The sequence below is a fragment of the uncultured Pseudoalteromonas sp. genome, assembly GCF_963922945.1.
GTDB lineage: Bacteria > Pseudomonadota > Gammaproteobacteria > Enterobacterales > Alteromonadaceae > Pseudoalteromonas.
In genome coordinates, this window is sequence record NZ_CAWUKC010000017.1 from 37,367 (window position 1) to 51,821 (window position 14,455).

A 14,455-nucleotide genomic window follows, 5' to 3' on the forward strand; every position below is an offset into this window, starting at 1 on the left:
GGTGCAGTTTAAAGATAAAATTACCCTAGCGTTTAGTGGCGCTTCAGGTGCGCCTTATGGCTTAAGACTACTTGAAGTACTGCTTGCACAGCAATTTCAAGTGTATGTGCTTATCTCAAGTGCTGCGCGCGTAGTGCTTGATACAGAGTCAAACATTAAACTCTCAGCTAATGAAGATAAAGCCACAGAGCAACTAAATGCCCTATTCAACGCCAAACCGGAACAGTTGAAGGTATTTGGTAAAGATAATTGGTTTAGTCCTGTCGCTTCAGGCTCTGCGGCACCTAAAAAAATGGTAATATGCCCGTGTAGTGCAGGCTCTGTGTCTGCTATTGCTATTGGTGCGTCTGATAATTTATTAGAGCGCGCAGCCGATGTGGTTATTAAAGAGCGAGGGCAATTAATTTTAGTACCTCGCGAGACTCCTTTTAGTGAAATTCACCTTGAAAACATGCTAAAACTTGCACGTTTAGGGGTCACTATTATGCCAGCAGCGCCAGGGTTTTATCATAAGCCACAAAGCATTGAAGATTTAGTCGATTTTATGGTGGCGCGAATTTTAGATCATTTAAACATTGAACATAGCCTAACTAAACGTTGGGGTTATGGTGAGGGTAAATAATGGATAAGCAAAATATTGCTTTAAATATAGAAGGCCTGACCAAGGTTTATAAAAACGGGGTTGAGGCCGTAAAAGGGGTTGATTTACAGGTGTTTGAAGGCGATTTTTTTGCCTTACTTGGCCCAAATGGCGCCGGTAAGTCGACCACTATTGGTGTGATCGCTTCGCTGGTAAATAAAACACAAGGCAAGGTAGAAGTGTTTGGTCACAATATCGATACCGACCTAGAAGCTGCTAAAGCGCATTTAGGGCTTGTGCCGCAAGAGTTTAACTTTAGTCAGTTTGAAACACTTGGGCAAATACTAGTCAACCAAGCTGGTTACTACGGTGTTACCCGCAGCGAGGCGCACAAGCGCGCTGATAAGTATTTAAAGCAGCTAGGTTTACTTGAGAAAAAAGACAAGCAAGCGCGTACGCTATCAGGGGGGATGAAACGCCGCTTAATGATTGCCCGCGCGTTAATGCATGAACCAAAGCTACTAATACTAGATGAGCCGACTGCGGGTGTTGATATAGAGCTACGGCGTTCAATGTGGGATTTTTTACGCCAGATTAATGAGCAAGGCGTAACGATTATATTAACTACGCACTACCTTGAAGAGGCAGAGCTGTTATGTAAAAACATTGCCATTATTGATACTGGTCGTATCGTTGAGAACACCACGATAAAAGCGCTACTAGCAAAGCTTGATAAAGAAACCTTTGTGCTTGATTTAAAACAGCCTGCACAGCCAGTTACCTTAGATGGGTATTCATTTACTATGACAGATGATCACACTATCGAAGTTGAAGTCGCTAAGTCTCAGGGGCTAAATGCTGTATTTAGTGCTCTTACTGAGCAAGGTAACATTGTATTGAGTATGCGTAATAAAGCAAACAGATTAGAAGAGTTATTTGTAGGATTACTAGAGCAAGGGCGGAGCGAATAAATGTTTAAATATGGCGTAGCCTTAAAGAGTTTGTGGATCAAAGAGTGTATTCGTTTTTTACGTATTTGGGTGCAAACCTTAGTACCGCCGGCGATTACGATGAGTTTATACTTTGTTATTTTTGGTAATCTAATTGGCTCACGTATTGGTGAAATGGGCGGATATAGTTACATGGAGTTTATAGTACCTGGGTTGATCATGATGTCCGTGATTACTAATTCATACTCAAATGTTGCCTCTAGTTTTTACTCGACCAAGTTTCAAAAAAGTATCGAAGAGCTACTGGTTGCACCTGTACCCAATTATATAATTGTATTGGGCTACATGGGCGGGGGTATGACCCGTGGTATGATGGTGGGCTTTATTGTTACTTGTGTGTCACTATTATTTGTTGATATTCAAATACATAATATATTCGTCATTATGGCAACGGTAATTTTAACCTCAGCAGTGTTTGCATTAGGTGGTTTAATTAATGCTATTTACGCCAATAGTTTTGACGATATCAGTATCATTCCAACCTTTATTTTAACGCCTCTTACGTACTTAGGCGGCGTGTTTTATTCAATTACCCTGTTGCCTGAGTTTTGGCAAAATGTATCGCAAATAAACCCAATTATTTATATGGTTAATGCGTTTCGCTATGGCTTTTTAGGAGTATCAGACGTTGATTTAATTGTCGCGCTTGGCGTTATTTTAGTGTTCATTACGGTGTTATTTACTTTAGCACTAACGCTAATTAAAAAAGGTGTGGGGCTTAGACATTAATGAGCGATGCAAATTCACGTAGTATTGTATCTAACCAAGCAGGCATTCACGAAAAGCTTGACGAAATTGTAATAAAGCATCTTAACGCCGAGTTCAAAAAGCCGATTGCTGAGCATACTCAAAAGGCGTTTGATGAAGTTAATACTAAAGTGCAGGCCTTTAATGGCCCGCTCGTTTTAGACTCGTGTTGTGGAGTGGGAGAGAGCTCGGCTAATTTAGCTAGGCGTCACCCAGATGCATTAGTTATTGGTATTGATAAGTCGTCACATCGATTAGATAAGCACGATGTTGAGTATAAACAAACTGATAGTGGGCAGTATATTTTAGTGCAAGCCGATTTAAACGACTTTTGGCGTTTAGCGGTTGCAGCTAAATGGCAGCCGACTCATCATTACTTGCTTTACCCAAACCCATGGCCAAAATCTAAGCATATTCAGCGTAGGTGGCATGGTGCAGCAATTTTTCCGTTTATTGTTGAGCTAGGCGGCCGCTTAGAGGTGCGTAGTAACTGGGATATTTATGTGAAAGAGTTTGCCAGAGCGCTTGAGCTAGCAGGTAAATTTTGTGAGGTAACGCAGTACGAGTCAAACGAAGCAATCACTCCGTTTGAACGCAAATATTGGGCCAGCGGCCAACAAAGCCACCGCTTGGTAATAGAGCTTTAAACGACCATATCTTTTTGGTTTACATGTGGTGCAGGGCAAGCAAAGTAATTGCCCTGCATCAGCGCCACATCGACACTTTTAAGCACATTTTCAATACTCACATTTTCTACTGATTCAGCCATGAGCGTTAAGCCTAATTGGTTGGCAGCTTGTACCGTGTGTTTAATAAATAATGCTATATTTTCATCGTTTACAGCTTGTTTAACCAATGCACCATCGAGTTTAATACCATTAACCTCAAGCTTTAATGCATTCGATATATTTGAATAACCGCTACCAAAGCCAGTAATAATTACATTTACTCCTTTGGTTTTAACCATAGAAATAAACGTTTTAACCTCTAAAAAGTGAGTAATAGCCTGTGACTCAAAAAGGCCAAGCGTTATGTTTTCAGGGTGAGGGTAACGCTTGAGTTCGTTGGAGATATATTCACTTAGACTTGGGTCGAGTATATCTTTATCGCTTATAGTCAAGCTCCAGCGAACATCTGTTTTTCTAAACCTCTCTATACATTGGCTAAATAGCGCACGTGTTAAAAGCCCCCCCATTCTTGAGCGACTTATTACGTTTAAAAATGAGTCGGGTTTTAAAATTTCGCCACTTTTAGTGACCATTCTAGCCAAGCATTGATAGTGTACTATTTCACTATTGTTGGTGTTATACATGGCTTGAAAATAAGGCACAATGCGATTGTTATCAAACGCTTCTTGGACCTCTTTGGCTAAGCTTACATTATACTGATACTGGTTTTTAACATCGCTCATTACTTTTGAATAGTTAACAACCTTACCGTGTCCATGTTTAGCCTGCAGTGTTGCAATATGTGCGTTTTCAATCAATAACGATTTATTCCCCTGGGCAATACCTGCACAGTAAGTTATGTAAATAAATGGGTTTGTTAGTATAGGGCTGTTTGCGTTATAAGACTCAACTAAATCGTTGAGTTCGCGGCTTTTAAAGCGTTTAGGGGTCAGGATGGCAATTTTATTAGTGGCAAGCCGATACACGCTACAACTTTGTGGGCTGCGACTTTGGTAATGACTGAGCAAGTTTTTCATTACGTTATCGCCAACTTGTGTGCCATAAAAGCTATTAATATCCTCAATTTCGTTCACCCAGACAATGGCAAGTTGCATATGGTGTGAGTGACTCTTTTTAATAAAGTACTCAAGCGCAATGTGATTAGCAAAACCCGTACTGGCATCTGTTGCTAGGGTGCGCTTTAAAAGATATATATAGATGGCTGCAACCAGTATAGCTATAAAAAAGAAAAAGCTGGCTGTAATAATGGCTTTAGTAACACTGTATTGAAGCTTTTTATTTAAATCATCTAAAGTTATATCTGCACCCGTGATATAGGTCTTGCCATATTTATCAACAAACGGAATAAAAACAGTTTTAAAGTCACCCCATTGGTCGCTTGATTGCTCAAAAACCGGCTCGGTAGAATAAAACGCGCCCCTGTTAATGTTGGTGGCCTCTGGGTATAAATCAAGAAATTGGGTTACACGGGCGTTCTCTAGGTCGTCTTTGGTGTAACTTGATGAAGTAAAGTAAACGTTGTTATCGCGCATAACCATCGAATACACATATGCAATATCAAGCGCTTGTGCTAGCTCTGAGAGTTGTTTGCTTTTACTTTGATATACCGAAAAGCCAATATCGTAGCCTTGGCTAATTTTATTGTGGTAATTTTGTCCTAAAATATGTTTTACGCTGGTGGCAGCGTTTAGAAGGCGCTCATCTACCGCTTGCATTATTTCGTCACGTGCTGAGCTGTAGGTGTAATAGACATAGACTAATAAACTGACTAAAAACAATGTAAAGCCAGCTATAAACCATTTCCCTTTTAATTTCCCTGTGAGCATACTTGTCCCTTATTGTTACACACCTTAAGTATACGCATAAATGCAACTTGCCCAAAACTAAAATATGACTTTTTAATAAAACCCTTTTATTAAATAATTTTCGCATTTTTGTCATCCGTTTAGTCGCTTTTATAGCTTAAAGGGAGACATTTTATTTATATTGCAGTAAAGTTAGCGCAATTTTTTAAAGAAGCACGCTGCTTATAATAAGGCCACAGTTTGGCATTTTTAGCGTTAAATGCGTGTTTTAGCTACACACACTAGGTATAAAGATGGATCAAAAGCGTTGTGCCGTCGCCTCTAAAGAAAGTCTTAAGCGTATATTTACAGTGCCTGAAGCGCCAGACTCAACTTTAAGCAAAATTGAGCTGGAAATTTCGAGTAATTTAGCGGGTTTTTTAAACGAGAATATAGCGGCAATTGAAAAACCTCTACACGAAATTGAGAAAGATTTTCAGGCTGCGGTGATCCCCGAAAACCCAACTTTTGTATCAGCTTATGCTCAAGATATTATGGAGCAGCTCGTTGCTCATTCGGTGCATACCGCTGCGCCTAGTTTTATTGGGCATATGACATCGGCGCTGCCGCACTTTTTATTGCCCCTTTCTAAGTTAATGGTTGGGCTTAATCAAAACCTAGTAAAAATAGAAACCTCTAAAGCGTTTACACCCTTAGAGCGCCAAGTACTTGGCATGATGCACCATTTAGCTTACTCCCAAGATGATTCGTTTTATTCTAAATGGATGCACAGTGCTAAAACCTCACTGGGGGCATTTTGTTCTGGTGGTACAGTTGCAAACATAACGGCACTGTGGATTGCGCGAAACCGCTTATTAAAACCCGACGGTAGCTTTAAAGGCATTGCCGCACAAGGGTTCGTTGCCGGTATGCTGCATTATGGCTACAAAGGATTGGCAGTTTTAGTATCGGAGCGAGGACATTACTCTTTAGGTAAATCAATAGACTTACTGGGTATTGGCCGTGAAAACTTAATTGGTGTAAAAACCTGCGAAAATAACAAGGTCGATGTTAATGCCATGCGCGATAAAGCCTTAGAGCTTGAATCGCAAGGCATAAAAGTGATGGCCATTGTTGGGGTTGCGGGCACAACTGAGACCGGCAATATTGACCCACTTAATGATATGGCCGATTTAGCGCAAGAAATAAATTGCCACTTTCATGTAGATGCCGCGTGGGGTGGAGCAACGCTTTTATCGCAAACGCATCGCTCATTATTAAAAGGAATTGAGCGCGCAGATTCAATTACCATTGATGCACATAAGCAAATGTATGTGCCAATGGGCGCAGGCTTGGTGTTATTTAAAGACCCAACCGCTACGGATGCAATAGAGCACCATGCAGAGTACATATTACGTAAAGGTTCAAAAGATTTAGGAAGCCATACACTCGAGGGCAGCCGCCCAGGTATGGCTATGTTAGTACATGCTTGCTTACGCGTTATTGGCCGCAAAGGTTACGAAATGCTGATTGATCGCAGTATCAAAAAAGCACATTACTTTGCTGATTTAATTAAAGCTGATGAAGACTTTGAACTGATTTCAGAGCCGGAGCTGTGCTTGCTTACATACCGTTATGTGCCCAAACAAATTAAGCAAGCCATTGCTGAAGCCGATGAAAAAACACGCATGGATATTTTTGCCTCGCTCAATCGCTTTACTGCCAGTATGCAAAAACGCCAACGTGAATCAGGGCGCTCGTTTGTATCGCGTACTCGTTTAACACCTTCAAAGTATGGCAATCAACCGACAGTGGTATTTAGAGTGGTATTGGCTAACCCGTTAACATCGGGTGTTATATTAAAAGAGATTTTAGCTGAGCAAAAAGAGCTTGCAAAAACAGACCCTGTATTTAAAAAATACTTAAGTAAGTATATGCAGTGACGCTTAGGTATACCTAAAACAAAGGCGCCAGTTGGCGCCTTTGTTATTTATGCTGTTAGTTTTTAATATCGACTTTTTTAAGCGGTAAAGCAATTTGCTTTAATAATGTCAGTTATAATTTTTTGCGATGGGTTTATCTTCTCTATTGCTAAAAATTCATCAGGTTGGTGAGCTTGATTAATTGAACCAGGCCCCATGACTATTGTTTCACAACCGAGTTGCTGGATAAACGGCGCCTCTGTGCAATAGTTAACTGCAACAGCTTTTTCTCCTGCAATTTTTTCTGCCATTTTAACCAGTGCGCTGTCGGTGCTACCACTAAAAGCAGGAATGGGGTCGTGTAAATCAATCACGCTCACTGCGTTTGGGTATTGCGCGTTGATATCGCTGGTGGCATCAATAAGTAAAGCTTGTAGGTCTTTAATGCTTAACCCGGGGAGTGGGCGCATATCTATGTGCATTTCACAACACCCACAAATGCGGTTTGCGTTATCACCACCATGAATATTACCTAAGTTTAATGTAGGGTAGGGTATTTCAAAATGTTCAACTGAATATTTATTCTTTAACTGCTCTTTCAAGAACAGCAATTTTGTAATCACTTTATGCATTACTTCGATGGCGTTAAGACCACGTTCGGGATCGGAGCTATGGCCTGAACGGCCAACCACTCTTATAGCGGTACTCATATGCCCTTTGTGAGTAAATACAGGGGTCATATCAGTAGGTTCGCCAATTATACAGCGAGAAGGTTTTAAATTAGGGTGCTTACAAATTTGTTGCGCACCCGCCATGGTGGTTTCTTCATCGGCAGTGGCAAGTATTAAAATAGGCTGTGATTGTTGCTTTTCATCAAGTTCACTAATGGCTTGCAGCACAAAAGCAAAAAAGCCTTTCATATCAATGCTACCCAATCCATACAATTTATTATTGTGCTCTGTTAGTTTAAACGGATCGTGGTTCCAGCGGCTATCATCAAACGGTACCGTATCGGTGTGCCCTGCAAGCATTAAACCGCCATCGCCTTGGCCGCGCTTGGCTAATAAATTGTAACGGCCTTTACCGCCTTCTAACTCTATAATTTCGCATGTAAAACCAAGGCTTTCACACCACTGTGCTAGCAACTCTATTACACCCTTATTACTCATACAAAGTTCATCTTCTATTGCACTAATAGAAGGGGCTGCAATGAGTTGTTGGTACATTGAGATAAATGACGGCAAAGACATAAAAAAATCCAAAATAATTATTCAATTTAATTGCATAACAATATAAAAGTATTTATGATGAATATCAATTCACTTTTTAAGCATAAATATATTAAGTATAGCCATGAAGATAATGCGACGATAATCAACAATTCATTAAGAAAAGTATTAGCTGGCACTTTAGCTAGTGTAAGCGAACACCACCCCTATTTAGTAGTAAATTGATAAACGAGTAACAAATGAATGTAGTGATTATTGGCGCAAGCGGTTACAGCGGCGCAGAATTAGCAAGTTTAGTTGCTAAGCACCCTAATTTAACTTTATCGGGCTGTTATGTATCTGAGGGAAGTTTAGATAAACATAAATTATTAAGTGATTTATACCCAGAGCATAATGGATTACTGGACTTGCCATTATTACCTCTAAGTGATGCTGCATTTGATGATATTAGCACTAGCGCTGATTACATCTGTTTATGTACTGATCATAAAGTAAGTGTTGATTTAGCCCCGCAGTTTTTAGCCATGGGTAAAAAAGTATTTGATTTATCTGGCGGCTACCGCCTTGCTAGTAATGACGACTACGTCACTTACTATGGCTTCGAGCATCAACATCCTGAGCTACTAAACGATGCGGCCTACGGGTTAGCTGAGTGGAATAGCGAAGCGATTGCCAATGCAAACCTTGTAGCAGTAGCTGGCTGTTACCCAACCGCTGCACTTAATGCGCTAAAGCCGTTGCAACAGGCTGGGTTATTGAGTGATGAAAAAGTCATTATTAATGCTGTTTCGGGTGTTACTGGCGCAGGTCGCAAAGCCAGCGTAGGTACTCACTTTTGTGAAGTATCGCTTGCCCCGTATGGTTTATTTAACCATCGCCACGGGCCTGAAATTGAACAACACCTTGGCCACAAAGTGTTATTTACACCGCACTTAGGTAGTTTCCCGCGTGGAATTTTAGAAACTATCTATGTACAGCTTAAGCCAGGCGTTACCAAGGAAAACGTTTCTGATGCTTATAAAGTACTTGAAAATGAGCCATTGATTCGTTTGTTAGGCGACAAAGTACCGTCTATTAAAAGCGTAGCAAAGCAGCCATATGTTGATATTGGGTGGCAGCAACAAGGCTCGCAGTTAATTGTTATAGCAGCGATTGATAATTTATTAAAAGGTGCTGCAGGCCAAGCGTTGCAGTGTATTAATTTATCGATGAATTTAGATCACACCACTGGCTTAAAAGGAGCCTTTTAATGAGCACTAAAACGTGGGTAATTAAATTAGGTGGTGCTGTCCTTAATACTGATAACGCAGCAAAAGCGTTGTTTGATGTATTAAGCACAGATCAAAATAATCAGTTTGTGATAGTGCATGGTGGTGGCTCGTTAGTTGATACATGGCTACAACAAGCTGGATTTGCTAGTGCAAAACATCAGGGCCTACGCATTAGCCCAAGTGAGCAAATGCCATACATTGTTGGTGCTTTAGCTGGATGTGCTAATAAACAACTGGTAAGCCAAGCTATTAATGCAGGGCACAAACCTGTGGGTTTAAGCCTTTATGAAGCCGGTGTTAGCGCTTCGCAAAAGCTAAAAGCACTTGGTCAAGTAGGTAAATGCACAAGTAATGATGATTCAATTGTTAATGATTTACTTAAGCTGGGTCGCCTACCTATTGTGAGCTCAATCGGCTTTGATGAGCAAGGCAATTGGTATAACGTAAATGCCGATGAAGCTGCGGCAGCGATTGCTAGCAACTTAAACGCAGAGCTAATATTTATGACAGATGTTGAAGCGGTACTTGATGCAAACAAGCAACCGCTACATCAACTTGACACAAAACACATTGATACTTTAATTGATGAAGGGGTAATTTTGGGCGGAATGGAGGTCAAAGTTAAGACCAGCCTGCACGCTGCCCAACACTTACGACGCGGTGTGTATATTTCCAGCTGGCAAAAGCCAGAAAACTTAACAGCTTTGCTACAAGGCGAGCATGTCGGAACAAAGATTACACCATAAGGTTATCATGTTAGAAAATTTTTTAACGGGTCTAGAATTAGACCAACAAGGCGCACTTAATTTATTAAAGCTTGCGCGTGATTTAAAAGCAAACCCAGAAAAATACAGCCAAGTATTAGCGGGTAAGTCGGTTGTTACGTTATTTGAAAAGCAAAGCTTACGTACGCGTTTATCGTTTGATATTGGTATTAATCGTTTAGGCGGCCATGCTGTTTATTTAGACCAGCAAAATGGCGCTATGGGCGCACGTGAATCGGTAAAAGACTTTGCGCTTAATATTTCTACATGGGCTGATGGTATTGTAGCGCGTGTAAACCAACATAGCACATTAACCACATTGGGTGAGTACTCGAGTGTACCTGTAGTTAATAGCTTGTGTGATTTATATCACCCATGCCAAGCGTTGGCTGATTTTTTAACGCTTCAAGAAGTACACGGCGATGTAAGCGAGCTAAAAGTGGCTTATTTAGGTGAAGGTAATAATGTGACCCATTCACTTATGCTACTCGCAGCGACCCTTGGCACTGATTTTGTTGCGGTTACACCAAAAGGTAGCTCGCCTGATTCGCAAATTCTTAAAAAGGCAGAGCAAATTGCAGCTATGAACGGCGCTTCAGTCATGGTTAGTGACCGCGTAGAGGCCGCTGTCGGAGCGAATGCTTTATATGCAGATACGTGGGTTTCTATGGGGGATGACACGCCTCTAGAGCAAGTTAAAGAAAAATACATGCCGTATCAGCTAAATCAAGCTTTGCTAAATCAAACAGGTGCATCTACGGTATTACATTGCCAACCGGCACATCGTGAATTTGAAATTACCTCAGAGGTAATGGATGGCCCAGCATCAAAAATTATTCAACAAGCAGAAAATCGTATGCATGCGCAAAATGCTCTGCTAGTTACATTACTAAATCCAAATTTTGTTAAGGAACACCTATGAGTTCAATTAAAAAAGTCGTTTTAGCCTATTCAGGTGGTCTTGATACGTCGGCTATCGTGCCATGGTTAAAAGAAAACTACGGTTGTGAGGTTATTGCCTTTGTTGCCGATGTAGGCCAAGGTGCTGAAGAGCTTGAGGGCGTTGAAGAAAAAGCTATCGCTTCAGGTGCATCAGAGTGTTACGTAGTTGACTTAAAAGATGAAATGGTAAGTGACTACATTTACCCAACGCTTAAAACGGGTTCTATTTACGAAGGTACTTATTTATTAGGTACCTCTATGGCGCGTCCAATCATTGCTAAAGCGCAAGTTGAAATTGCACGTAAAGTAGGTGCTGATGCACTTTCGCATGGTTGTACTGGTAAGGGTAACGACCAAGTTCGTTTTGAGTCGTGCTTTGCTGCACTTGCACCTGATTTAAAAGTCATTGCGCCGTGGCGTGAGTGGGACTTATCAAGCCGTGAATCATTATTAGATTACTTAGCTGAGCGTGATATTCCGTGTTCTGCATCTGCAACAAAAATTTACAGCCGTGATGCTAACGCATGGCATATTTCGCACGAAGGTGGTGAGCTTGAAGACCCATGGTGTGAGCCGAGCGACCAAGTGTGGACGTGGACTAACTCTCCAGAGCAAGCACCCGATAAATCAGAACTCGTCACTCTAAAAGTGGTTGAAGGCGAGGTGGTTGCAGTAAATGGTGAAGAGCTTAAACCTTACGACTGTTTAGTTAAATTAAACGACATTGCAGCACCACATGGGGTTGGCCGTGTAGATATTGTTGAAAACCGTTTAGTCGGCATGAAATCGCGCGGCTGTTACGAAACACCAGGCGGTACCGTGATTATGGCGGCACTGCAAGCCATTGACGAGCTAGTGCTTGATAAATCAAGCCGTAAGTGGAAAGAAGTACTGGGCGGTGAATTTTCGCATTTAGTTTATGACGGTCGTTGGTTTACACCACTAAAAGACTCTATTTTAGCCGGTGCAGAAGCGCTTTCTACACTAGCAACAGGTGAAGTGGTACTTAAGCTTTACAAAGGCCAAGTAACCGCTGTTCAGAAAAAATCACCTAATAGCTTATACAGCGAAGACTTTGCTACCTTTGGTGAAGACGACGTATATGACCAGTCACATGCTGAAGGCTTTATTCGTTTATTCTCGCTTTCGAGCAGAATTTCAGCAATGGCTAAAAAGTAAATTATTTATAGCCCCTTGCATAAGGGGCATTACAGGGTTTGGAGAGATTTCATGGCATTATGGGGCGGACGTTTTTCTACGGGTCCAGATGAGGCGTTTAAACAATTTAACGACTCACTTCCGTTCGATTATCAGTTAGCAGAGCAAGACATTATTGGCTCTGTGGCATGGGCAGGTGCGCTTGAGCAAGTAAATGTTCTTACAAGCGATGAGCACACACAGTTAGTTGCAGCACTTAATGAATTGCTTGAAGAAGTAAAAGCAGATCCACAAGCAGTGGCAACCTCAGGTGCAGAAGACATTCACTCGCACGTAGAAGCTGCATTAATCGAAAAAGTAGGCGATTTAGCTAAAAAGCTACACACAGGCCGAAGCCGTAATGACCAAGTAGCTACCGACTTTAGATTATGGTGCCGCGATACAGCCGATCATCTACTTGCTGCTATTGCTGCACTAAAAGCTGAATTTGTGGCGTTAGCTGAGCGTGAGCTGGGCACTATATTGCCAGGCTACACTCACTTACAACGTGCTCAACCGGTATTATTTAGCCACTGGTGTATGGCTTATGTAGAAATGCTAGAGCGTGATGAAAGCCGCTTACAAGATGCCAAAGCACGTTTTAATTTTTGCCCGCTAGGCAGTGGCGCACTCGCTGGTACTGCCTACCCAATTGATCGCCAATCGTTGGCGCAAGGCCTAGGTTTTACTGGCGCAACTAAAAACAGCCTTGATGGCGTATCTGACCGTGATTTTGTCGTAGAGCTTTTAAGCTGTGCCTCTATTTCGATGATTCACTTATCGCGTATGGCTGAAGATTTAATATTTTATAACTCTGGTGAAGCCGGATTTATAGAGCTTGCAGATAATGTTACCTCTGGCTCGTCGTTAATGCCGCAGAAAAAGAACCCTGATGCGCTAGAGCTTATTCGTGGTAAAACTGGTCGCGTATTTGGCGCATTTAGCGCTATGATGATGACCTTAAAAGCACTCCCGCTTGCGTACAATAAAGATATGCAAGAAGACAAAGAAGGTCTTTTTGATGCTATGCCAACGTGGCTTGCCTGTATTCACATGGCGCAAGCGTGTATTAAAGGCGTAAAAGTAAACGGCGATAAAACGCTTGCAGCGGCAAAAGGTGGCCATGCTAATGCAACTGAGCTTGCCGATTACTTAGTAGCTAAAGGTGTGCCATTTAGAGAAGGCCACCACATTGTGGGTGTACTTGTGCAGCTTGCTATAAGCGAAGGTAAAACCCTAGAGGAGCTTTCGCTTGAGCAGTACAAGTCAGTTAATGACGTATTTGAAGATGACGTTTACCCAGTACTTGAAATAGATGCCTGTATTAAAGCGCGTCAAGCCCTTGGCGGTACCTCAGTTGAACAAGTGACTAAAGCAGTAAAAGACGCCAAAAAAAAACTGCAAATAACGGTTCGTGACGCAAATTTAGATGATGTTGAAGATATTGCTCGGCTGATACAGCATTGGGCAACCGTTGGCGAAAACTTGCCGCGTGCAAAAAGCGACATGGTGCATTCAATTAACGAATTTGCAGTAACAGAAATAGACGGCAAAGTGTCGGGCTGTGCATCGCTGTACATTTACGATACGGGCCTTGCCGAAATACGCTCTTTAGGCATAGATCCACAAAGTGCGGTAACAGGACAGGGTAGGCAGCTTGTAGAGCACCTATTAGCAAAAGCCAAAAAATTGGCGCTTAACCGTGTGATTGTATTAACCCGTGTGCCAGATTTTTTTGAACAGCAACGTTTTACTTTTTGTAGCAAAGAATCGTTACCAGAGAAAGTAATGAAAGATTGCGAGCTTTGCCTTCGTAAAGAAAACTGCGACGAAGTTGCAATGGAATATATTTTAAAGCCAAGTACACGTGCGGAGATCCCGTGTAAATACGTGGCTTAATTTCCCTGGATATAAAAAACGTACGGTTACCCCTGTGCGTTTTTTTATGTGTATAATATGCTGGTCAGATGAGTTTGGCGTTTAATTAAGATTTCAGCTTAGTTTTGATAAATGCGTGTTGGTAGCACATATTTTATAGGTGTCAAAAAATATTGGCACGCTGGTTGCTTTATATAAGTCAGATAGCAAAATAGCTATCACTGCTTAAGACAGGTAATGCAATTACCTATATAATGGTGTGGTTAAATATCATACCAGAAATTATCAAAACTTTTATAAGGATCAATTACATGCAAGTTTCAGCTAATAGCCAGTTACAAATGCAAGCGTACAATAAAACACAACAATTACAGCCTGCAACAGAACAAAATGCTAGCCCTAAAACCCTACAATCTGATACAGTAAGCTTCTCTCAAGAGGC

The 14,455-nt window shown here is 41.5% G+C and carries 12 protein-coding genes; 10 read left to right on the forward strand and 2 right to left on the reverse strand.

Annotation, left to right across the window (positions count from 1 at the left end; all coding sequences use genetic code 11):
* Window position 1 precedes the first annotated feature (1 nt).
* Genes AABI99_RS05985 through AABI99_RS06000 form a run of 4 tightly spaced genes read left to right on the forward strand, consistent with a single transcriptional unit; the run spans window position 2 to window position 2,984 of the window.
* Window positions 2-622 carry a flavin prenyltransferase UbiX gene (locus AABI99_RS05985; protein ID WP_338364416.1) on the forward strand — a complete coding sequence of 207 codons (621 nt, stop codon included), beginning with the start codon at window positions 2-4 and terminating at the stop codon, window positions 620-622.
* On the forward strand, window positions 622-1,551 hold the full coding sequence (locus tag AABI99_RS05990; RefSeq protein WP_338364418.1) for an ABC transporter ATP-binding protein: 930 nt from the start codon (window positions 622-624) through the stop codon (window positions 1,549-1,551). The genes AABI99_RS05985 and AABI99_RS05990 overlap by 1 nt, the downstream gene beginning before the upstream one ends.
* Window positions 1,552-2,319 (forward strand): ABC transporter permease, encoded by a 768-nt coding sequence (locus AABI99_RS05995; protein WP_338364419.1) that lies wholly within the window; start codon window positions 1,552-1,554, stop codon window positions 2,317-2,319.
* Window positions 2,319-2,984 carry an SAM-dependent methyltransferase gene (locus tag AABI99_RS06000; RefSeq protein ID WP_338364421.1) on the forward strand — a complete coding sequence of 222 codons (666 nt, stop codon included), beginning with the start codon at window positions 2,319-2,321 and terminating at the stop codon, window positions 2,982-2,984. Before AABI99_RS05995 ends, AABI99_RS06000 begins: the two co-directional genes overlap by 1 nt.
* Here AABI99_RS06000 and AABI99_RS06005 read toward each other — a convergent pair.
* The gene (locus AABI99_RS06005) at window positions 2,981-4,852 is read right to left on the reverse strand and encodes a GGDEF domain-containing protein (protein WP_338364424.1); all 1,872 of its coding nucleotides are present in this window, start codon (window positions 4,850-4,852) and stop codon (window positions 2,981-2,983) included. The genes AABI99_RS06000 and AABI99_RS06005 overlap by 4 nt on opposite strands.
* Before the next feature lie 272 nt (window positions 4,853-5,124).
* Here AABI99_RS06005 and panP point away from each other — a divergent pair, with 272 nt between their 5' ends.
* Complete coding sequence (gene panP, locus AABI99_RS06010) at window positions 5,125-6,753, forward strand: pyridoxal-dependent aspartate 1-decarboxylase PanP (RefSeq protein WP_338364427.1); 1,629 nt, start codon at window positions 5,125-5,127, stop codon at window positions 6,751-6,753.
* Window positions 6,754-6,830: 77 nt separating this feature from the next.
* Here panP and argE read toward each other — a convergent pair whose 3' ends face one another.
* Window positions 6,831-7,982 carry an acetylornithine deacetylase gene (gene argE / locus AABI99_RS06015; RefSeq protein ID WP_338364428.1) on the reverse strand — a complete coding sequence of 384 codons (1,152 nt, stop codon included), beginning with the start codon at window positions 7,980-7,982 and terminating at the stop codon, window positions 6,831-6,833.
* Window positions 7,983-8,200: 218 nt separating this feature from the next.
* On the opposite strand from argE, the gene argC reads away from it, so the two are divergent.
* The 5 genes from argC to argH are packed head-to-tail and all read left to right on the forward strand — an operon-like array spanning window position 8,201 to window position 14,034.
* Entirely contained in the window at window positions 8,201-9,211 is a 1,011-nt protein-coding gene (argC, locus tag AABI99_RS06020) for an N-acetyl-gamma-glutamyl-phosphate reductase (protein ID WP_338364430.1), read from the forward strand.
* Entirely contained in the window at window positions 9,211-9,978 is a 768-nt protein-coding gene (gene argB, locus AABI99_RS06025; RefSeq protein WP_338364432.1) for an acetylglutamate kinase, read from the forward strand. Before argC ends, argB begins: the two co-directional genes overlap by 1 nt.
* Before the next feature lie 7 nt (window positions 9,979-9,985).
* Window positions 9,986-10,918 (forward strand): ornithine carbamoyltransferase, encoded by a 933-nt coding sequence (locus AABI99_RS06030; protein ID WP_338364434.1) that lies wholly within the window; start codon window positions 9,986-9,988, stop codon window positions 10,916-10,918.
* Window positions 10,915-12,117, forward strand: coding sequence for an argininosuccinate synthase (locus tag AABI99_RS06035; RefSeq protein ID WP_286246342.1), 1,203 nt, complete (start codon window positions 10,915-10,917; stop codon window positions 12,115-12,117). The genes AABI99_RS06030 and AABI99_RS06035 overlap by 4 nt, the downstream gene beginning before the upstream one ends.
* A gap of 51 nt (window positions 12,118-12,168) precedes the next feature.
* Window positions 12,169-14,034, forward strand: a complete 1,866-nt coding sequence (gene argH / locus AABI99_RS06040) for an argininosuccinate lyase (RefSeq protein WP_338364437.1) — start codon at window positions 12,169-12,171, stop codon at window positions 14,032-14,034.
* Window positions 14,035-14,455: the final 421 nt, after the last annotated feature.

Bases quoted from the DNA above. Each gene is read 5' to 3' on its own strand.
- argE (WP_338364428.1), bottom strand. From the start codon at position 7,982: ATGTCTTTGCCGTCATTTATCTCAATGTACCAACAACTCATTGCAGCC.
- AABI99_RS06000 (WP_338364421.1), top strand. From the start codon at position 2,319: ATGAGCGATGCAAATTCACGTAGTATTGTATCTAACCAAGCAGGCATT.
- AABI99_RS06035 (WP_286246342.1), top strand. From the start codon at position 10,915: ATGAGTTCAATTAAAAAAGTCGTTTTAGCCTATTCAGGTGGTCTTGAT.
- argB (WP_338364432.1), top strand. From the start codon at position 9,211: ATGAGCACTAAAACGTGGGTAATTAAATTAGGTGGTGCTGTCCTTAAT.
- AABI99_RS06030 (WP_338364434.1), top strand. From the start codon at position 9,986: ATGTTAGAAAATTTTTTAACGGGTCTAGAATTAGACCAACAAGGCGCA.
- panP (WP_338364427.1), top strand. From the start codon at position 5,125: ATGGATCAAAAGCGTTGTGCCGTCGCCTCTAAAGAAAGTCTTAAGCGT.
- AABI99_RS06005 (WP_338364424.1), bottom strand. From the start codon at position 4,852: ATGCTCACAGGGAAATTAAAAGGGAAATGGTTTATAGCTGGCTTTACA.
- argC (WP_338364430.1), top strand. From the start codon at position 8,201: ATGAATGTAGTGATTATTGGCGCAAGCGGTTACAGCGGCGCAGAATTA.
- AABI99_RS05990 (WP_338364418.1), top strand. From the start codon at position 622: ATGGATAAGCAAAATATTGCTTTAAATATAGAAGGCCTGACCAAGGTT.
- AABI99_RS05995 (WP_338364419.1), top strand. From the start codon at position 1,552: ATGTTTAAATATGGCGTAGCCTTAAAGAGTTTGTGGATCAAAGAGTGT.
- argH (WP_338364437.1), top strand. From the start codon at position 12,169: ATGGCATTATGGGGCGGACGTTTTTCTACGGGTCCAGATGAGGCGTTT.